General features: G+C 65.0%; 16 protein-coding genes. 5 read left to right on the forward strand and 11 right to left on the reverse strand.

Going from position 1 to position 18606, the window contains the following annotated elements:
• Nucleotides 1–139 precede the first annotated feature (139 nt).
• From AMB_RS12895 to AMB_RS12910, 4 genes are all read left to right on the forward strand, one after another.
• Entirely contained in the window at nucleotides 140–1432 is a 1293-nt protein-coding gene (locus tag AMB_RS12895) for an O-acetylhomoserine aminocarboxypropyltransferase/cysteine synthase family protein (protein WP_011384943.1), read from the forward strand.
• A gap of 176 nt (nucleotides 1433–1608) precedes the next feature.
• The gene (hemB, locus tag AMB_RS12900) at nucleotides 1609–2574 is read left to right on the forward strand and encodes a porphobilinogen synthase (RefSeq protein ID WP_148207619.1); all 966 of its coding nucleotides are present in this window, start codon (nucleotides 1609–1611) and stop codon (nucleotides 2572–2574) included.
• A 178-nt stretch (nucleotides 2575–2752) separates the two neighbouring features.
• Nucleotides 2753–3265 (forward strand): pentapeptide repeat-containing protein, encoded by a 513-nt coding sequence (locus tag AMB_RS12905; RefSeq protein ID WP_011384945.1) that lies wholly within the window; start codon nucleotides 2753–2755, stop codon nucleotides 3263–3265.
• Between the two features lie 24 nt (nucleotides 3266–3289).
• Nucleotides 3290–4075 (forward strand): formylglycine-generating enzyme family protein, encoded by a 786-nt coding sequence (locus AMB_RS12910; protein WP_043744507.1) that lies wholly within the window; start codon nucleotides 3290–3292, stop codon nucleotides 4073–4075.
• Here the strand turns inward: AMB_RS12910 and AMB_RS12915 are convergent, their stop codons facing one another.
• From AMB_RS12915 to mce, 10 genes are all read right to left on the reverse strand, one after another.
• Entirely contained in the window at nucleotides 4076–4885 is an 810-nt protein-coding gene (locus AMB_RS12915) for an FkbM family methyltransferase (RefSeq protein ID WP_011384947.1), read from the reverse strand.
• Nucleotides 4882–6570 (reverse strand): exo-beta-1,3-glucanase, encoded by a 1689-nt coding sequence (locus AMB_RS12920; RefSeq protein ID WP_011384948.1) that lies wholly within the window; start codon nucleotides 6568–6570, stop codon nucleotides 4882–4884. The genes AMB_RS12915 and AMB_RS12920 overlap by 4 nt, the downstream gene beginning before the upstream one ends.
• A gap of 142 nt (nucleotides 6571–6712) precedes the next feature.
• Nucleotides 6713–7189, reverse strand: a complete 477-nt coding sequence (locus AMB_RS12925; protein ID WP_011384949.1) for an LEA type 2 family protein — start codon at nucleotides 7187–7189, stop codon at nucleotides 6713–6715.
• Nucleotides 7189–10653, reverse strand: a complete 3465-nt coding sequence (dnaE, locus tag AMB_RS12930; protein ID WP_011384950.1) for a DNA polymerase III subunit alpha — start codon at nucleotides 10651–10653, stop codon at nucleotides 7189–7191. The genes AMB_RS12925 and dnaE overlap by 1 nt, the downstream gene beginning before the upstream one ends.
• Nucleotides 10654–10750: 97 nt before the next feature.
• Nucleotides 10751–11131 carry an MAPEG family protein gene (locus AMB_RS12935; protein WP_011384951.1) on the reverse strand — a complete coding sequence of 127 codons (381 nt, stop codon included), beginning with the start codon at nucleotides 11129–11131 and terminating at the stop codon, nucleotides 10751–10753.
• Nucleotides 11132–11136: 5 nt separating this feature from the next.
• Nucleotides 11137–11817: an ABC transporter ATP-binding protein gene (locus AMB_RS12940; protein ID WP_011384952.1), complete on the reverse strand. Its 681-nt coding sequence runs from the start codon at nucleotides 11815–11817 to the stop codon at nucleotides 11137–11139.
• Nucleotides 11810–13054 (reverse strand): lipoprotein-releasing ABC transporter permease subunit, encoded by a 1245-nt coding sequence (locus tag AMB_RS12945; RefSeq protein ID WP_011384953.1) that lies wholly within the window; start codon nucleotides 13052–13054, stop codon nucleotides 11810–11812. The genes AMB_RS12940 and AMB_RS12945 overlap by 8 nt, the downstream gene beginning before the upstream one ends.
• A gap of 60 nt (nucleotides 13055–13114) precedes the next feature.
• Nucleotides 13115–13975, reverse strand: coding sequence for a hypothetical protein (locus tag AMB_RS12950; protein ID WP_011384954.1), 861 nt, complete (start codon nucleotides 13973–13975; stop codon nucleotides 13115–13117).
• Nucleotides 13976–14284: 309 nt separating this feature from the next.
• Nucleotides 14285–14839 carry a DNA-3-methyladenine glycosylase I gene (locus AMB_RS12955; protein ID WP_043744509.1) on the reverse strand — a complete coding sequence of 185 codons (555 nt, stop codon included), beginning with the start codon at nucleotides 14837–14839 and terminating at the stop codon, nucleotides 14285–14287.
• 65 nt (nucleotides 14840–14904) lie between these two features.
• Nucleotides 14905–15309, reverse strand: a complete 405-nt coding sequence (mce, locus tag AMB_RS12960; protein ID WP_011384956.1) for a methylmalonyl-CoA epimerase — start codon at nucleotides 15307–15309, stop codon at nucleotides 14905–14907.
• Between the two features lie 238 nt (nucleotides 15310–15547).
• On the opposite strand from mce, the gene AMB_RS12965 reads away from it, so the two are divergent.
• The gene (locus AMB_RS12965) at nucleotides 15548–17872 is read left to right on the forward strand and encodes a penicillin acylase family protein (RefSeq protein ID WP_148207621.1); all 2325 of its coding nucleotides are present in this window, start codon (nucleotides 15548–15550) and stop codon (nucleotides 17870–17872) included.
• 39 nt (nucleotides 17873–17911) lie between these two features.
• On the opposite strand, the gene AMB_RS12970 is transcribed toward AMB_RS12965, so the two are convergent.
• A complete protein-coding gene (locus tag AMB_RS12970; protein WP_011384958.1) occupies nucleotides 17912–18415 on the reverse strand; it encodes a flavin reductase family protein in 504 nt (167 codons plus the stop codon).
• Nucleotides 18416–18606: the final 191 nt, after the last annotated feature.

The raw sequence follows: 18606 nt of genomic DNA on the forward strand, positions 1-18606 counted from the left end.
ACTAGATTTATGATTGACAGAACAAAAAAACTTTGTGAAATTTTTTCCATTGCCAAAGACCCGTTCGTTGCCGACCCTTGCCCGGCCGAATTCGACGCCACAGACCGCCCCGGCGGCCAACCACAGGAATGCGACGCCCATGACCGTCACCAGCGCCAATCCCGAGACGATTGTCCTTCACGCCGGCTATCGCGCCGATCCTGCCACCGGGTCCGTCGCCGTTCCCGTCTACCAGACCACCTCGTACCAGTTCCGCGATTCCGAGCACGCGGCCAATCTGTTCGCGCTGAAGGAACTGGGCAACATCTACACCCGTCTGATGAATCCCACCACCGACGTGCTGGAACAGCGTCTGGCCGCCCTGGAAGGCGGCGTGGCCGCCCTGGCGGTGGCCTCGGGTCAGGCGGCCTCGACCTTCGCCATTCTGAACCTCGCCCAGGCCGGTGACAACTTCGTCACCTCCACCGATCTTTACGGCGGCACCTGGAATCTGTTCGCCAACACCTTCAAGCAGCTGGGCATCGAGGCTCGCTTCGTCGATCCCGCCGATCCGGAGGCCTTCGTGCGCGCCACCGACGACAAGACCCGCGCCTGGTATGCCGAGACCCTGCCCAATCCCAAGCTGCAGGTCTTCCCCATCGCCGAGGTGGCCAAGCTGGCCAATCAGGTCGGCGTGCCGCTGATCGTCGACAACACCGCCTCGCCCGTCATCGCCAAGCCTCTGTCGCTCGGCGCCCATATCGTGGTCTATTCCTGCACCAAGTATATCGGCGGCCACGGCACCTCCATCGGCGGCGCCATCGTCGACGGCGGCACCTTTGACTGGGAGAAGCACGCCAAGCGCTTCCCCCTGCTGAACGAGCCGGACCCCAGTTACCACGGCGCGGTGTGGACCCAGGCGGTCAAGCCGCTGGGCCCCATCGCCTATATCATCCGCGCCCGCGTCACCCTGCTGCGCGACATCGGCGCCGCCATCAGCCCCTTCAACGCCTTCCAGGTGCTGCAGGGCATGGAGACCCTGCCGCTGCGCATGCGCGAGCATTGCCGCAACGCCAGCGCCGTCGCCCAGTTCCTGGCCGGTCATCACAAGGTGGCCCACGTCATCCATCCCTCGCTCCAGGACGGCGAGTACCGCCGCCGCGCCGATGCCGCGCTGAAGGGCGGCTATGGCGGGTTGCTGGGCTTCGAGCTGAAGGGCGGCGCCGAAGCCGGCCGCCGCTTCATCGATGCGCTGAAGCTGCTCTATCACGTCGCCAATATCGGCGATGCCCGCTCGCTGGCCATCCATCCGGCCAGCACCACCCATTCCCAGCTGTCGGCCGATGACCAGCTGGCCTCGGGCGTGACTCCGGGCTATGTGCGCCTGTCCATCGGCATCGAGCACATCGACGACATCCTGGCCGACCTCAAGCAGGCTCTCGACGCCGCCTGAGGCCGAATTCCGTGACGTTGGGGCCGGCTCCGCAAGGAACCGGCCCTTTCGCTTTCATGGACGATTGTTCACTGGCAAGCGGGGGGGCATTATGCGATGTCCCGTTTGCCGTCCCCCTGCTGGAGATCCGGACCGTGCCGTCCTTTCTGCCCCACGCCCAATTCCCCCTCACCCGCATGCGCCGCAACCGCCGCGACGAATGGCAGCGCCGCATCGTCGCCGAGACCAAGCTGTCGGTGGACGATCTGATCTGGCCGCTGTTCGTGGTCGAGGGCAGCGGCGTGCGACAGGCGGTGGCGTCCATGCCTGGCGTCGAGCGCCTGTCCATCGATCTGCTGGTCGAAGAGGCGCGCCGCGCCGCCGATCTGGGGATTCCCGCCATCGCGGTCTTCCCCTCGGTGGAGGCCGCCCTGAAGACCCCCGACGCCGCCGAGGCGGTCAATCCCGGCAATCTGGTCTGCCGGGCGGTGCGCGCCGTCAAGAAGGCGGTTCCCACTCTCGGCATCATCTGCGACGTGGCGCTGGACCCCTACAACAGCGACGGCCATGACGGGCTGGTGATCGACGGCTATGTGGCCAACGATTCCTCGGTCGAGGCGCTGTGCCGCCAGGCGGTGGTCCAGGCCGAAGCCGGCTGCGACGTCAACGCCCCCTCGGACATGATGGACGGCCGCATCAAGGCAATTCGCGAGGCCCTGGACCAGGCCGGTTGCGACCATGTGCGCCTGCTGTCCTATGCCGCCAAATACGCCTCGGCCTTCTACGGCCCGTTCCGCGACGCGGTGGGCTCCAAGTCGGCGCTGAAGGGCGGCGACAAGAAGACCTACCAGATGGACCCGGCCAATACCGACGAGGCCCTGCGCGAAGTGGCGCTGGATCTGGCCGAGGGCGCCGACATGGTGATGGTCAAGCCCGGCATGCCCTATCTGGACATCGTCCGCCGGGTCAAGGAGGCCTTCTCCGTCCCCACCCTGGCCTATCAGGTGTCGGGCGAGTACGCCATGATGAAGGCCGCCGCGCTGAACGGCTGGCTGGACTGGGACAAGGTGATGCTGGAAAGCCTGACGGCCTTCAAGCGCGCCGGTGCCGACGCCGTGCTCACCTACACCGCCCCCGAGGCGGCCCGCCTGCTGGCAAAGTAGCCACCCTCACCGCAGCCAAGGCCAAGCGAACGCTCCCTTGCGCAAATTAAACATAACCTTGGTGTAATTAACCAAAGTCAATAATAGTTTCACGCATTTCAGCGTATCATCATCCTCTAACACCATAAAATATGGTGTTTAACATGAACATTTCCGAATGTGCGGAAGGATCGACACAATGACCAAGCTCACGAGCCCGCTTTGCCGTAGTGCCCTCCTCTTGGTCTTCAGCCTTACACTGGCCGTGCCGGCCCTCGCCAACGACCAGGGCGTCGTCAATCCCGCATGCAAGCCCGAGCCCGAGAATCAGTGCGCTTTCGGCGAATTGCGAAACGCCAATCTGGTCGGCAAGGATCTGCATGACGGCAATTACGACACCGCCCGCATGGACGGAGCCAATCTGTCCGGGGCCAATCTGACGGGGTCGAGCCTGCAGGTGGCCAATCTGACCAAGGCCAATCTCTCCAAGGCCAGGCTGGTCCATGCCCACCTTCATGCCGCCCAATTGATGGGGGCCAATTTGTCCGGCGCCGACCTGTCCGACGCCATCATGACCAAGACCTTCGCCATGGGCGCCAACTTTACGGGCGCCAATCTCTCCCATGCGTCCTTGCAAGGGGCGGATTTCTCCGGCGCCACCTGGACCGACGGACATGTGTGCAAGGATGGCTCCATCGGCGGTTGCCGCTAATCCCAGGGCGAGAGGGTCGTGACCATGAGATTTTTCCACGTGTTGCTTGCGACCCTTGCCGTCACGGTGCCGCTGGTCGCCCGGGCCGACAGTCCGGCTGCGGGCAAGGTGTTCAAGGACTGCGCCTTCTGCCCCGAACTGGTGGTGATTCCCACCGGCTCGGTGATCGCCGGCAATCCCAAGGATTACGACGATCCCGAACCCGACGCCCCCAAGCGTCCCACCGTCACCATCGCCAAGCCCTACGCCATCGGCAAATACGAGGTGACCCAGGCGGAATGGGAAGCGGTGATGGGCTCCAACCCCAGCGAGAACAAGGGACCGAGCAATCCGGTGGAGCATGTGGACTGGCGGATGGTCCAGGACTACATCGCCAAGCTGAACGCCAAGTCGGGCCAGACCTACCGCCTGCCCACCGAGGCCGAATGGGAATACGCCGCCCGCGCCGGCTCGGCCGCCACCTATTCCTACGGTGAGGACGAGAAGAAGCTGGGCGAATACGCCTGGTTCGCGGCCAATTCCGGCAATGTCACCCATCCGGTGGGCAAGCTGAAGCCCAATGCCTTCGGCCTTTACGACATGCACGGCAATGTCTGGGAATGGACGGCCGATTGCTACATGGAAAAGTTCATCGCCGGGCTGAAGGACCAGAAATTCTCCAAGGACTGGGAAACCGGATGCTACCGCGTGACACGGGGTGGTTCGGCGCTCAACCTGCCCATGGCGGTGACCAGCTGGTACCGGGCGTCGCTCAAGCAGCCGCTGCACAATGCCAATCTGGGCTTCAGGCTGGCCAAGACCCTGCCGTGATCAGAACGGCGGCGGCGTATCGGGAGAGAGGATCTCGACGCCGTCGCCGAACGCCAGGCCGCTTTCCCGCGGCAGGCAGGCCATGTTGAGCGAGGAAATGGCGCCGAACACGTTCTCGGCATTGCCACGCGGGTTATGGGGCGAATACAGCGGCACCACGTGCCACCACAGCCGGTAGCCCAGGTCGAGGATACGCCTGATCAGCGCCGCCGACTTTTCCTTGCGGTCGTTCTCCACGTAGAGAACCGGCCTGAGGCGGGTGATGGTGTCGCGGGCGCCGTCGATCACCTCGGATTCGGCCCCCTCCACGTCGATCTTGATCAGTTTGAGGGCCTGCAATCCGTAGGAATCCAGGGTGACGACGGGGCAGTCGTCGCCCACCTCGCCGCCCAGGGACAGCCCGCCGAAATTCTCGACCCGCGACAGATCGAGATGGGGAACCTTGATGCTGCCCGCCGCGCTGCCCAGCGCCACCCGCTCGGCCCAGACATGGCGCAGGCCGTTGAGCAGCAGATTGGCCGACAGCACCGCATGGATGGAACGCTGCGCCTCGAACGCCAGCACCCGCCCGCCGGCCCCGGTCAACCCGGCCAGCGGCAGGGTCAGGCCGCCGATATTGGCGCCGGCCTCCACCACGGTATCGCCGGCCCGGACGAATTGGCGAAACAGGGCGGTCTCGCCCTCGGAATACTCGCCATAGGTGGCGAGAGAGCGCCCAACCCAAACGTCACCGACGGGGTAGAGCATGGCCCCGTAGCGGGTGGACGCCAGCCCCAGATAGGGCGGCAGCGTCAGGGTCGGGGCGTTCACCGCGCCGCCCGACGCGATTGCAGCCGCGCCTCCGCCCAGAACGGCAGGATCATCACCACGACCATGGCGGCCCACACCACCATCTCCTGGTTCTCCCACAAGGCCCGGACCAGTAGCGGGATGCGGTCGGACCACAGGGGGTGCGAGGTGATGAAATCGTCGCCGCGCGACAGGGCCCAGGCCTCGGACAGCGGCGCCGCCAGGGCCGAAAGGCCAAGGCCGATGACGAAGCGCCTTGCCATGGCGAAGCCGTCGCCGCCGAACAGCCGGCCGATGGCGAAGGCCTCGTCCCATGCCTTGCCTTGAACCGCCATGCGGCCCAGGGCGTAAAGGGTCAGCCCGATGCACGGAGTCAGGAACTCGATGGGGGGAATGTCGCGGTAGCGGCCATGGACCAGCAGGGTGGCGCCCACCACGATGGCGGCGAAGCCGTAGATGGGCATCAGCTTCTCGGCCCAGGGCCAGTTCACCTCGCCGGGCTCGCGCCGGAACTGCAGGGACGCCGCCCAGGCCAGGGTGACGGACAGCGCCGCATGCAGGGCGATGCGCGCCCAGGCCCAGGCGTCTTCCAGCCCGTCATAGGCCATGGCCAAAGCATTGACCGCCTGCCAGGTGATGAACAGCCCGGCCAGTTGGGCCAGCACCAGCACCAGCAGCCCGCCCTTCAGGCCGTAGCGGTCGGACCGCCGCCACATCAGGGCGAAGGCCAGAGCCGAGCCGACCAGCACCGCGGCCGCAGCATGGCGCGGCCAATCGGGGCTGGGCTCCACCGGGCCGGACATGGCGTATTTGACCCGGCGGTTCTCGTCCACCACGCCCCATTTGGCGCCCACCGTGCCTTCGAGGAAAGCCTTCCACGGCTGGTCGAAGGCCTCGACCACGTTGTAGTCGAAACCGTTTTCCTTGGAGACCAGGGCCAGGGTGCGCACGAACCGCGCCGCGTTCTCCATGTCGGCCACCGCCGGCCCGCGTGAACGGCCCCGCGTCGGCCAGCCGGCCTCGCCGATCAGGATGGGCTTGCCGAATTCCTTGGCCATGCGCTGGTAGATGGCGACGATATGCTTGGCGGCACCGTCGACGCCGATGGGCTCGTCCTCCCAATAGGGCAGGATGTGGATGGTGAGAAAGTCCACTTCCTTGGCCACTTCCGGATATTTCAGCCAGAAGGCCCAGACATCGGCATACGACACCGGCTGCTTCACCGCCGCCTTGACCTTGCGGATGTAGGCGATCAGCTGCTCGGGCGGCAGATCCTGGCGCAACAGCACCTCGTTGCCGACGATCACCCGCTTGATGACATCGGGATAGGCGTTGGCGGCCTTGATCAGCGCCTCCACCTCGGCGTCGTTAATGGCGGTCTTCTGGCCCAGCCACGCCGAATGGGTGACCTCGATCCCGTATTTGCGGCCCAGCACCGGCACCACGTCCAGCCCCTCGCGGGCGGTATAGGTGCGCACCCCCCTGGCCACTCCCACCAGACTTTTCATGTCCTCGGCGATCTGATCCGAGGTCGGGTAGATCTTGGTGATGGGCCCCTGGCCCCGGCGGAACGGCGCGAAGGACACCGAAGGGAACGGCTCGTTGAACGACAGCTCCACTGGCACCGGCCGGTTGAACCACCACCAGCCGGCGGCATTGAGAGCGGCCAGGACGAGGACGGCGAAAACGACGAGGAAACGGTTCATCTACAACCTATTTGTCATTCCGACGACCCGCGGGAGGAGGCATCCCCTCCTGGCATATCGGGTCAGAATCGGCACCATCGGATCAGGCGGAGATCCCTCGCCTTGGCTCGGGATGACAAACTGCCTTCGCCCCATTGCCGCGTCAATTCTTCTTGGCGGCACCACCCAGGGCCGAGGCAAAGTCGAAATCGCCATTGGTCTCGAAGCCGGCGCTGCGCCCGCCCGCGCCGGCCAGAAACAAGGTCCCCGACATGCGGTAGGCCAGGCCCGAGGAAGCCGGGGCGCCCAGAACCTGACGCACCAGATCGGTGGTGGAGACATGGGCCGTGCCCTCCACCTCCGCCTCGCCCAGGCGCGGCACAGTCACCGCCTTGTCGCTGGTGCCCTTGGCGAAGGTCTTGCCGTTGACGTCGATGGCAAAGCGCATTCCATCGACGCTCATGGGAACGTTATTGGGATTGCGCACCCGCAGCGTCACGGCAAGGCGCTGCTCCATCAGCGAGACATCCATCGGCACCATGGAGACCAGCACCACCTCGGGCGGCTCGGCGAATTCGGACGGCGTGCAGGCGGCAAGGCCAAGAGCCAGGACAAGCATCGTCAACCACTTGGACGACATCAGATTTCCTCCACCTCGGCGATGCCGGGAATGCTGCGCAGAGAACCCATGAATTTGGGCGAAAGGGTGATGTTGGATTTGAGGCCCAATTCCACTTCGCGATTATCGGCCCGCGCCACGATGCGGACCAGATTGCGCCCCCTGGCCTCGCCGTTGATCAGATCCGCAAGCTGCCGGATGGCGCTGTCGTCGGAGATGATGACGCGAATGCCGGCGGCGGCCTTGGCCGCCTCCTGGTCCAGCGAGGCGATGCGCTGGCAGGTCATGCGCAGCTGATCCTCCTCCAGCTTGGCATCCACGTCGATGAGCAGCGGCCCGCCGGCATCCAGCAATTCCCGCGAGGTGGCAAGGATTTCCGAGAAACAGGTGACCTCGAACATGCCGCTAGCGTCGGAGAATTGCAGGAAGGCATAACGCGAGCCCTTGGCCGACACCCGCTCCTGCTTGGACAGCAGCGACCCGGCGAGGCGTACCCTGCCCTTGCCGCCCGACTGCAGGTGACGGGGTAATTCGGCGATCTTCAGCACGTTGAGGCGCTTCATGCTCTTGGCATAGGCGTCCAGCGGATGGGCGGAAAGGTAGAAGCCCACCGCCTCGAATTCCTGGTTGAGCTTCTCGTGGGGCGACCAGTCGGGGCCGCTTTCCAGCTTCAGCGTCGGCGCGTTGGAGCCACCCAGCAGGCTCATCTGGCTGGAATCCCGGTCCTCGGCGGCGCTGGCGGCATAGCGGCACAATGTGTCGGCGTTCTTGAACAGCCGCCCCCGGTTCTTGTCGAGGGAATCGAAGACGCCGGCCTTGACCATGTTCTCCAATTGGCGGCGGTTCAGCACCTTGGAATCCATGCGCGCCGCGAAATCGCCCACATCCTTGAAGCGCCCGCCGCGCTCGCGCTCGTCGACCAGCGATTTCATGGCCGCCTCGCCCACATTCTTCAGCGCCGCCAGGGCGTAGCGCACGGCGGAGCCGCCATCGGGCAGAACCTCCACCGAGAAGGTGGGCTGCGAGGCATTGATATCGGGCGGCAGCAGCTTGATGCCCAGGCGGTCCAGCTCCTGGCGGAACGAATTGAGCTTGTCGGTATTGCTCATTTCGTAGGTCATGGTCGCCGCCATGAACTCGGCGGGATAATTGGCCTTCAGCCAGGCCGTCTGATAGGCGATCAGGGCATAGGCCGCCGCGTGGCTCTTGTTGAAGCCGTATTCGGCGAACTTGGCCACCTTGTCGAAGATCATGGAGGCCTGGCCGCCGTCGACGGCGCGCGCCGTGGCGCCCTCGACGAACTTGGCCCGCTGGCGGTCCATCTCCTCGCGGTCCTTCTTGCCCATGGCACGGCGCAGCAGATCGGCGCCGCCCAGGGAATAGCCCGACAGCACCTGGGCGATCTGCATCACCTGCTCCTGATAGACCATGATCCCGAAGGTCTCCTTCAGAATCGGCTCCAGCAGCGGATGCATGTAGTCCGGCTCTTCCTTGCCGTGCTTACAGGCGATGTAACGCGGAATCTGGTCCATGGGACCGGGGCGGTACAGCGCCACCACGGCGATCAGGTCTTCCAGCCGGTTGGGGCCCATCTTGCGCAGCACGTCGCGCATGCCCGAACTTTCCAGCTGGAACACGCCGGCCGCATCGCCCCGCGACAACAGCTCGTAGGATTTGGCGTCGTCCAGCGGAATGGCCGACAGGTCGATATCGATGCCCTTGGTCTTCTTGACGTGCTTCACCGCCGTGACCATCACGGTCAGCGTCTTGAGGCCCAGGAAGTCGAACTTCACCAGACCGGCGGATTCCACCCATTTCATGTTGAACTGGGTGACCGGCATGTCGGAGCGTGGATCGCGGTACAGCGGCACCAGCTCGTCCAAGGGACGGTCGCCGATCACCACGCCCGCCGCATGGGTCGAGGCGTGGCGGTACAGACCCTCCAGCTTCATGGCCAGATCGATCAGGTGGGACACCGCCTCGTCCCTCTCCTTCTGCTCCTTGAGCAGCGGCTCGCTTTCCAGCGCCTGTTCCAGGGTCATGGGATTGGCGGGATTGTTGGGCACCAGCTTGCAAATGCGGTCCACCTGGCCGTAAGGCATCTGCAGCACGCGGCCCACGTCGCGCAGCACGGCGCGGGCCTGCAGCTTTCCGAAGGTGATGATCTGCGCCACCTGGGAATAGCCGTACTTGCCCTGCACGTAGCGGATGGTCTCTTCGCGCCGGTCCTGGCAGAAATCGATATCGAAGTCGGGCATGGAGACGCGTTCGGGATTGAGGAACCGCTCGAACAGCAGCCCCCAGCGCAACGGATCGAGATCGGTGATGGTCAGCGCCCAGGCCACCGCCGAACCCGCGCCGGAACCACGGCCCGGCCCGACGGGAATTTCCTGGGCCTTGGACCATTGGATGAAGTCCGACACGATGAGGAAGTAGCCGGGAAAGCCCATCTCCTCGATGACGTTCAGCTCGAACTCGATCCGCTCGCGGTAGGGCTTGGCGGCGTGTTCCTTCTCGTCGTCGGTCATGCCCTCCTTGAAGACGTGCTTTTCCAGCCGCGCCTCCAGGCCTTCCCAGGTCTTCTTGCGCAGCACCTCGGCCTCGGTCAGGCCGTCCATGCGGTAAGGCGGCAGAATCGGCTTGCGCTTGGCCACGCCGAAGGCGCAGCGCCGGGCGATCACCAGGGTGTTGTCGCAGGCCTCGGGCAGGTCTGCGAACAGCGCCCGCATCTCCTCCGGCGACTTGAAATAGTGCTCGGGCGTCAGGCGGCGGCGCTCGTCCTGGGAGATGTAGGCGCCCTCGGCGATGCAGACCAGGGCGTCATGGGCCTCGTACATGCCCCGGTCGGCGAAGAACGCCTCGTTGGTGGCCACCAGCGGCAGGTCATGCTTGTAGGCCAGGGAGACAAGCAGGGGCTCGATGCGGTCCTCGACCTCAAGGTTGTGGCGCATCAGCTCCACATAGCAGCGCCCGGCGAAGGCCCGCGCCAGCCGGGCCAGCACGATCTCGGCCTTCTCGGTCTGTCCGTCCGCCAGCAGGCGCCCCACCGGCCCGGCCGGGCCGCCGGTCAGCACGATCAGCCCGTCGGACCGGGTCTCCAGGTCGTGCAGCGTCACCTGGGGCGTCTCGCCCGCATCGGTCTCCAGGAAGGCCTTGGAGACCAGCTTCAGCAGGTTGAGATAGCCCGCCTCGTTCTGGCACAGCAGCACCAGGGTGTCGGGCTCGGGCTTGCGCCCGTCCTTGGAAGGACCGCCGTCCTCGCGGCGGATGGCGATCTGGGCGCCGACGATGGGCTGGATGCCCGCATCCGAGCACGAGGTGGAGAATTCCAGGGCACCGAACAGATTGGCGGTGTCGGTAATGCCCACGGCGGGCATGGCCGCCTTTTCACACAGCTTGATCAGCTGTTTGAGCTTGATGGCCCCTTCCGCCAGGGAATAGGCGGTGTGCACACGGAGATGGACGAAATCGGCATAGGCAGGCATGGCGGCAGATTAGCCCAACTCAACGCGCTTGTCCCCTGTCCTTGGGCCAGTCGACATACTCGGCTGGGCGCAAAGCGGGCACGGCCCCAAAGACTCCTTATCCGCCGAGAACCGCATGGGTCGCGGCCCCCAGCAGGACGATGAAGGTCCCGATCATGCCCACCTGACGGAAGCGGAGCACGCCGGAGGTCAGCCCCCAGGCATGGAACAGGCGGGACACGATCAACAACGTCCCCAGGGCGTGGATAGACCAGAAGGGAGAACCGTTCATTTCCGCCAGGGTGATCAGAACCAAGGCAAAGGGCACGAACTCGGCGAAGTTGCCGTGAACCCGAATGGCCCTCGTCAGCCCCTCGTCGCCGCCGTCCCCCAGCGACGCCTTGGCGCGATAACGGGCCTTGATCACGCGAAGGCTCAGCACGATGAACATCACGGCGAGCAGCGCGGCATAATAGGCGACGATTTTGGGAGCATGCATGAATGCTAAACCTCGACCAGCAAGCCTTCGCTCATCTTCACCACCCGGTCCATGCGGGCGGCCAGATCCGGGTTGTGGGTGGCGATCAGCGCCGCCACGCCCGAGCCCTTGACCAGGCGGATCAGTTCGTCGAACACGCCATCGGCGGTATGGGGGTCGAGATTGCCGGTGGGCTCGTCGGCCAGCAGAACCCGCGGAGCATTGGCCAGGGCACGGCAGATGGCGACGCGCTGCTGCTCGCCGCCCGACAGCTGGCCGGGCCGGTGCTCGGCACGCTCGGCCAGCTTCATGCGGCCCAGAAGCTCCATGGCCCGCTCGCGCGCCTTGGCCTGGGGCACTCCGGCGATCATCTGCGGCAGGACGACGTTCTCGATGGCCGAGAATTCCGGTAGCAGATGGTGGTACTGGTAGACGAAGCCCAGATGCAGACGCCGCAGCTGGGTGCGTTCCTTTTCGCCCAGCGCCCCCGCAGGATTGCCGGCCAGGAAGACCTCGCCGCCATCGGGACGTTCCAGCAGCCCGGCGATGTGCAGCAGCGTCGACTTGCCCGCCCCCGAGGGACCGACCAGGGCGACGATCTCTCCCGCCCTGATCTCCAGGTTGGCGCCTTTCAGCACCTCCAGGTCATCCTTGCCCTGCTTGAAGGCGCGGCGGATGTTGTCCAGCTTCAGGCCGTGGTTATTCATAGCGCAGGGCCTCCACCGGATCGAGCTTGGCGGCGCGCCAGGCCGGGTAGATGGTGGCAGCGAAGGACAGGCCCAGGGCCATCAGCACCACGGTGACCACCTCGCGCGTCTCGACCCGGGCCGGCAGTTGGGTGAGGAAGTAGATCTCGGCGGCGAACAGCTCGCGCCCGATGATCGACTGGATGAACTGGCGGATGTTTTCGATGTTGGTGGCGAAGGCCACCCCCAGCACGGTGCCCGCCACCGTGCCCACCACCCCCACCGAGGCCCCGGCCAGGAAGAAGATGCGCAGGATCATCCCCCGCGTCGCCCCCATGGTGCGCAGGATGGCGATGTCGCGCCCCTTGTCCTTCACCAGCATGATCAGGCTGGAGATGATGTTGAAGGCCGCCACCAGGATGATCAGGGTGAGAATCAGGAACATGACGTTCCGCTCTACCTGGATGGCGTTGAAGAAGTTGGCGTTGGCCTGCTGCCAGTCATAGATGGTGGCGGTGGTGCCGGTCAGGTCCCAGATGGCCTTGCGGGTCTCGGGCACCATGTCGGGGTTTTCCAGGAACACCTCGATCTGAGTCACCTGTTCGGGCAGCCGGAAATAGGTCTGGGCAGCCTCCAGCGGCATGAAGATGAAGCCGGAATCGTATTCGAACATGCCGACGTCAAAGGTTCCCACCACGCGGTAGCCGCGCATGCGCGGCACGGTGCCGAAGGCGGTGACGTTGCCCTTGGGCGAGATCAGCGAGATGGAATCGCCGATGCGCACGCCCAGCTTGTCGGCCAGGCGCTTGCCGATCACCACCGCGTCGTCGCCAGCGAAATCGGCGGGATTGCCGCGGTACTTCTTCTGGAAGACCGGCCGGGTCAGCAGGTCTTGGCCGCGCACGCCGCGCACGATGGCCCCCGTTCCGCCGCCGGACGAGGTGGCGAAGACCTGGCCTTCGGCGGTGGGAATCACCCGGGTCACGCCCGGCAGCTTGCGGATGGAGTCGGCCAGCGGGTCGTAGCCCGACAGCGGCGCGCCGCTGCCATAGACGCCGATATGGCCATTGATGCCGAGAATGCGGCCCAGCAACTCGTGGCGAAAGCCGTTCATCACCGCCATCACCACGATCAGCGTGGCGACGCCCAGGCCGATCCCCGCAAGGGAGAAGCCGGCGATCACCGAAATGAAGCCTTCCTTGCGCCGGGCCCGCAGATAGCGGAACGCCACCATGCGCTCGAACGAATTGAAAATCATGGAACCCCGCCGATCAATCCTGGACGGGGACAATAGGCAAAGGCGGCCCGCTTGGCAACGCTACCGCACGCCGCGCCTGGCGCAGGCCTCGGCCAGGGCGCGCTGGTCCTCTGACAGCATGGGCTCGTCGTTGAAGGTGAAGGTGTTGCGGGCGATGTCATACTTCACCACGCCGACCTTCATGGTGGTGGAATCCAGCCCCTTGCCCGACAGCCCGGCCAAGGTGCCCTCGGTCGCCATGTTGGTGTCGGTGTATTGCTGCCGAAGCGTGGTGTCCTGGGCCTGCAGGTTGCTGACCGTGGCCGTATTGGCGGCAATGGCGGTATTCGTGGTGGTGATCTGGGAATTGATGGAGGACAGCTTGGTGTTGTAGGCGCTGTCGATGGCCTGCTGCCGCGCCGCCCGGACCCGCAGCAGGCCCGGATCGGTGGCCCCTGCCCCGCCGGTATTGGCGATCAGCGCGGCAGTATCGGAATTATAGGTGGTGGTCAGCGCCGTCTTCTGGGAGTTGAGGGTGGAAAGCTGGCTGTTCAGCGCCGTCCCCTGGGCCTTGGCATTGGTGATGGCGGTGGTGTTGTTGGCCACGGCCGTCGCGGCGGCGGCCTTGTTCTTGTTGGCCGCCTTGGCCTTGTTGTAGGTCAGCGGATTGATGGTGATGGGAATCTCCAGCACCTCGGGCAGCACCTTCTTGGCGAAGGCCTCGCGCCCCGGATCGGTATCGGCCGACACCACCGGCCTGCCATGCACGTCGACCCCCGGCTTGTAGGCCACGTCCGGAGCCGGCGTGTGTCGGATCACCCGAGAACAGTCGAGTTTAGAGATAGTGATGACCATGGGACCGGAAGAGCCCGCCGCGCCCTGAGCCAGAGAAACCGAGGCGGAAAGGCAGATCACGGCGGACAGGGGCAGGATACGGCGCATGGGCTTAGGCTCCATGGAACAACAGGCGACGCCATAACGATGCGCCGACCGCCGCCGGCCTTCAAGACTTTCGCGCCGGCCGCCATTTACGAAATGTTCACAAAGAAATGTGGTGACAGTCGTCAGAATATTACGTAAATTGACGCCAAGCCCGGTGAACGGGCAAGACATCCGATAACGGTTGCGCCAAAGCGGCTTGAGTGTCGGGAGGAACGTGTCCCAGGTCCGCCGTCAAGGCCGAGGCCAGGAACGTAGGATGCGGCAGGATCGCCAAGGCGGTCCTGTCGTTTCCCATTTCAGGCCCCCACCTCAAGCATAAAAAGCGGGATCGACCGCGAAGCAGGGTGCGCCGGCAGCGCGAAGCCGCGCCTGGACCGGGCAATCCTCGCGATGGCCTCCCGGCAGGTAGCCGATGCTCATCAGAAACTCCCCCACCACCTCACCGCCCACGAAGACGAACGTGGCCTTGAACAGCTTGACCCAGCCATCCTTGGTCAGGGGATGGTGCCGCGCCAGCCAGGCGGCGAAACTGCCCTCGCGCGCCCGCAGGGCCTGCAGCCGACGGGCATTCTCGACGATGGCGGCCAGCTTGCGGCGGTTGCGGATGATGCCGGAATCATTCATCAGCCGTTCCAGCTCGGCCTCGCCATAGGCGGCCACCTTGTCCACCTCGAAACCGTCGAAGGCCGCCGCCATGGCCGGGCGCTTCTTCAGCACGATCAGCCAGGATAACCCCGCCTGAAAGATCTCCAGGCAAAGGCGCTCGAACAGCACCGCTTCGTCGGCAACGGGAAAGCCGTATTCCCGGTCATGATAGGGACCGTGGAACGGATGGCCGGGCGCGACGTCGCAATACCAAGACATTTGTTTCTCCTCGGCCACGCGGCCGCCCCGCCACCCCCGCGTGGCCGAGGAGGGTTGGAGTCCGGCTAAGCCTGTTCCAGCTCGACCAGGGTGCCGTTGAAATCCTTGGGGTGCAGGAACAGCACGGGCTTGTCATGAGCGCCGATCTTCGGCTCGCCATCGCCCAGCACCCGGGCGCCGGTGGCCTTCAGCTTGTCGCGGGCGGCCAGGATGTCCTCGACCTCGTAGCAGATGTGGTGAATGCCGCCGGAAGGATTCTTTTCCAGGAAGCCGGCGATGGGGGACTTCTCGCCCATGGGATGGAGCAGCTCCACCTTGGTGTTGGGCAGTTCCACGAACACCACCGTCACGCCATGGGCCGGCTGCGGCACCGGAGCGGAGACCTTGGCCCCCAGCGTGTCGCGATAAAGCGCGGTGGCGGCGGCCAGATCGGGCACGGCGATGGCGACATGGTTCAACTTACCGATCATCGGAATCCTCGTCCTTGCTGCGAAAACATGTATGGATCACCTATATCATGCCTGAGGCACGACGGACACAAGGCGATGCGGCCTTTGACTTGCCGCCCCTTGCGGGTTACGAAGGGGCCTGAAGCCTGAACCTGGGAAGTGGGGCGGAGCCGTGCCGGAACACGAAAACGGCGCGAAATTCAAGGAAACAGCCGGAAAAAATTCCGACAATCCTGATTTCGCGCGCATCGGTGATTCCATGTCCATCTGGGCCAAACTGGCCAATGGCGTGGCCCTCGTCCTGCTGCTCGGCTGTTCCGCCATGTTCGTGGTGGTCATGGGCTCGTTGCCGCGCATCGACGGACGCCACCCGGTCAACGGCATCCAGCTGAAAACCACCATCACCCGTGACAGCGTGGGCATCCCCAAGATCGTCGCCGATACCCGGCATGACGCTTACTTCGCCATGGGCTGGGTCCACGCCCAGGACCGCATGTGGCAGTTGGAGACCCAACGCCGCCTGGGCGCCGGCCGTCTGGCCGAAGTGGTGGGCGAGCCGGGATTGGCCAGCGACCGCTACATGCGCACCCTCGGGCTCTATCAGGCGGCGGAGCGCTCGCTGGGAGCATTGCCGGAGCCGACCCGGTCGGCGCTGCAATCCTACGCCGACGGCATCAATGCCTGGCTTTCCTACAATACCCATCGCCTGCCGCCGGAATTCGACCTGCTGCGGCTGAAGCCCGAGCCTTGGACCCCCGCCGATTCCATGGTCTGGCAGAAGATCATGGCCATGACCCTGGCGGGGAACTGGCACGACGACGTCCTGCGCGCCCAATTGGCCCGCACCCTCGACTCCAAGCGCATGCAGGAGCTGTTCCCCGCCTACCCCGCCGACGCCCCGGTGACCCTGGCGACGGAGGGCGGCAAGGCCTTGCTCGACCTTTCCACCGAAGCGCTGCGCCCCATGCCGGCGTCCAATGTCTGGGTGGTGGGCGGCGCCCGCACGCGCTCGGGAAAGCCGCTGTTGGCCGGTGATCCGCATCTGGCCTTCCGTGCTCCCGTCCTGTGGTATCTGGCGGAAGTGGAAATGCCCGGGCTCAAGCTGGCGGGCGCCACCGTCCCTGGCCTGCCCTTCCATCTGATCGGCCATAACGGCCGCATCGCCTGGAGCTTCACCTCCACCCAGGCCGATACCGTCGATCTGTTCGTCGAGAAACTGGCCGGCGAAACCGGCTACCGCACCCCCGAGGGCGCCAAGCCGTTTCTCACGCGGACCGAGACCATCAAGGTCAAGGGCGGGGCCGATGTGACCCTGACCGTGCGCGAAACCCGCCACGGGCCGGTGATTTCCGATCTCCTCCCCCAGGCCATCGCCGCCAAGGACGAGGTGGTGGCCCTCGCCGCCACCGCCCTCGGTCACGGCGACACCAGCGTCGGGGCCTTGCATGCGCTGAACCAGGCCACCGACTGGCCGAGTTTCACCAAGGCGGTCAAGGACGTGCAGGCGCCGGTCCTGAATATCGCCTATGCGGATACCGCCGGAAATATCGGTTTTTTCACCGCCGGGCGGATTCCCGTCCGCAAATCGGGCAACGGCACCGTGCCCATGCGCGGATGGACCGGGGAAGGCGACTGGACCGGCTGGGTGGCCACGGCCAAGCTGCCGCAAAGCCTCAATCCCAAATCCGCCGTGCTGATCAACGCCAACAACAAGGTGGTGGGCGAGAAATACCCCCATCTGATCACCGCGTCCTGGCCCGACGGCTATCGCGCCGCCCGCATCCGCGACCTGCTGGGCGAACGCCGCGGCCTGACCATCGAGGATATGGCGGCCATCCAGGCTGATGCGGTCTCGCCACAGGCCATCGAGTTGAAGGACCTGCTGACCGGCATCGAGTTCAAGGACCAGCACGCCCGCGACATCGCCCACCGGATTGCCGAGTGGGACGGCAAGGCCGACCGTGACCGGTCCGAGCCGCTGATCTTCGCCGCCTGGATGAACCGTCTGAACCGGGCCATCCTGGCCGACGAGCTGAAGGACAACTTTCCGGCCTTCGAACAGGTCAGGGCGCCGGTTCTGGTGGATATCCTGACCCGGCGGCGGCACTGGTGCGACGACATCACCACCCCCGAGGCAGAGAGCTGCGACGATCTGATCGAGGGCAGCCTGACAAAGGCCCTGGCCGACCTGGAGAAGGCCTGGGGCAAGGACATGAAGACATGGCGCTGGGGCGCCGCCCACCCGGCCCGCTTCGCGCACCCTTTCCTGGGAAAGATTCCGGTGCTGGGCGACATGGCCAATCTGCAGGTGCCGTCCGATGGCGACGACTTCACCATCTCTCGCGGGACCTACACGGTCGAGGGTGACGGAGCGCACTTCCCCCAGATTCACGGGGCCGGATTGCGGGTGGTCTTCGATCTGGCCGACTTGGCCGACAGCCGCTTCGTCATCGCCACCGGCCAGTCGGGCAATCCGCTGTCGCGCCACTACGCCGACATGCTGCCTGCCTGGAGCGTCAACCGCCTCTACCGGCTGGGCCTAGACGCCAAGCGTTCGGTGCTGACCCTGGAGCGGGGGCGGTAACGCAGGTCACCGCCCGCCGTCTGCAAGGCAATCCGCCCGTCACACCACGTCGGTGAGGGGCGAGGCCGCGGGCTCCATGTAGCTGCCGCGGAAGTAGACCAGGGGACTGCCGCCTTCCTGGTGCTTCATCTTCTCCACCTTGCCGATGAAGATCTGATGGTCGCCACCATCAACCACGTTGACCAGCGAGCATTCCAGGCTGGCCAGGCAGCCGGCCAGGACGGGTACGCCGCTGGCGCCGGCACTCCACGACACGCCCTGCCACTTGTCCTCGGACCGGCTGGCGAAGCGGATAGAGAGGTCCCGCTGATGTTCCGACAAAATGTTGACGCAAAAATGCCCAAAGGTCTTGAAAGACTCCATGCTGGACGTCCCGTTGCCCAGGCAGAACAGCACCAGCGGCGGTTCCAGCGACAGGGACGAGAACGCGCTGACCGTAACGCCCACCGGCTCCTTGGCCTCTGGGATCAGGGTCGTGACCACCGTAACGCCAGTGGCGAAGCAACCCAGAGTTTTGCGAAAAGAGCGGGTATCAAGGGACATGAACGGCTCGATATCATTGGACGCGGGATGTAGATTTAAATGCGTTCCGTCGTCCAGGTCAAATGCGCCTTTTCCCATTGTGTGTGAAAAGAGACGACTTTCATCACGACAAGGCAGTTGACTCAAGACATGGAGCAGGAATTATAGCATTCTCCGTCATTGGGAGACGATCCGCCCACCCCCGTCGGGGT

Origin of the sequence: Paramagnetospirillum magneticum AMB-1 (assembly GCF_000009985.1) — a bacterium.
In the GTDB taxonomy this organism is placed as follows: Bacteria; Pseudomonadota; Alphaproteobacteria; order Rhodospirillales; family Magnetospirillaceae; genus Phaeospirillum; species Phaeospirillum magneticum.

Excerpts from the sequence above, each read along its gene's own strand:
- AMB_RS12895 (WP_011384943.1), top strand. The coding sequence starts at position 140 with ATGACCGTCACCAGCGCCAATCCCGAGACGATTGTCCTTCACGCCGGC.
- hemB (WP_148207619.1), top strand. The coding sequence starts at position 1,609 with ATGCGCCGCAACCGCCGCGACGAATGGCAGCGCCGCATCGTCGCCGAG.
- AMB_RS12905 (WP_011384945.1), top strand. The coding sequence starts at position 2,753 with ATGACCAAGCTCACGAGCCCGCTTTGCCGTAGTGCCCTCCTCTTGGTC.
- AMB_RS12910 (WP_043744507.1), top strand. The coding sequence starts at position 3,290 with ATGAGATTTTTCCACGTGTTGCTTGCGACCCTTGCCGTCACGGTGCCG.
- AMB_RS12920 (WP_011384948.1), bottom strand. The coding sequence starts at position 6,570 with ATGAACCGTTTCCTCGTCGTTTTCGCCGTCCTCGTCCTGGCCGCTCTC.
- AMB_RS12925 (WP_011384949.1), bottom strand. The coding sequence starts at position 7,189 with ATGTCGTCCAAGTGGTTGACGATGCTTGTCCTGGCTCTTGGCCTTGCC.
- dnaE (WP_011384950.1), bottom strand. The coding sequence starts at position 10,653 with ATGCCTGCCTATGCCGATTTCGTCCATCTCCGTGTGCACACCGCCTAT.
- AMB_RS12935 (WP_011384951.1), bottom strand. The coding sequence starts at position 11,131 with ATGCATGCTCCCAAAATCGTCGCCTATTATGCCGCGCTGCTCGCCGTG.
- AMB_RS12940 (WP_011384952.1), bottom strand. The coding sequence starts at position 11,817 with ATGAATAACCACGGCCTGAAGCTGGACAACATCCGCCGCGCCTTCAAG.
- AMB_RS12945 (WP_011384953.1), bottom strand. The coding sequence starts at position 13,054 with ATGATTTTCAATTCGTTCGAGCGCATGGTGGCGTTCCGCTATCTGCGG.
- AMB_RS12950 (WP_011384954.1), bottom strand. The coding sequence starts at position 13,975 with ATGCGCCGTATCCTGCCCCTGTCCGCCGTGATCTGCCTTTCCGCCTCG.
- AMB_RS12955 (WP_043744509.1), bottom strand. The coding sequence starts at position 14,839 with ATGTCTTGGTATTGCGACGTCGCGCCCGGCCATCCGTTCCACGGTCCC.
- mce (WP_011384956.1), bottom strand. The coding sequence starts at position 15,309 with ATGATCGGTAAGTTGAACCATGTCGCCATCGCCGTGCCCGATCTGGCC.
- AMB_RS12965 (WP_148207621.1), top strand. The coding sequence starts at position 15,548 with ATGTCCATCTGGGCCAAACTGGCCAATGGCGTGGCCCTCGTCCTGCTG.
- AMB_RS12970 (WP_011384958.1), bottom strand. The coding sequence starts at position 18,415 with ATGTCCCTTGATACCCGCTCTTTTCGCAAAACTCTGGGTTGCTTCGCC.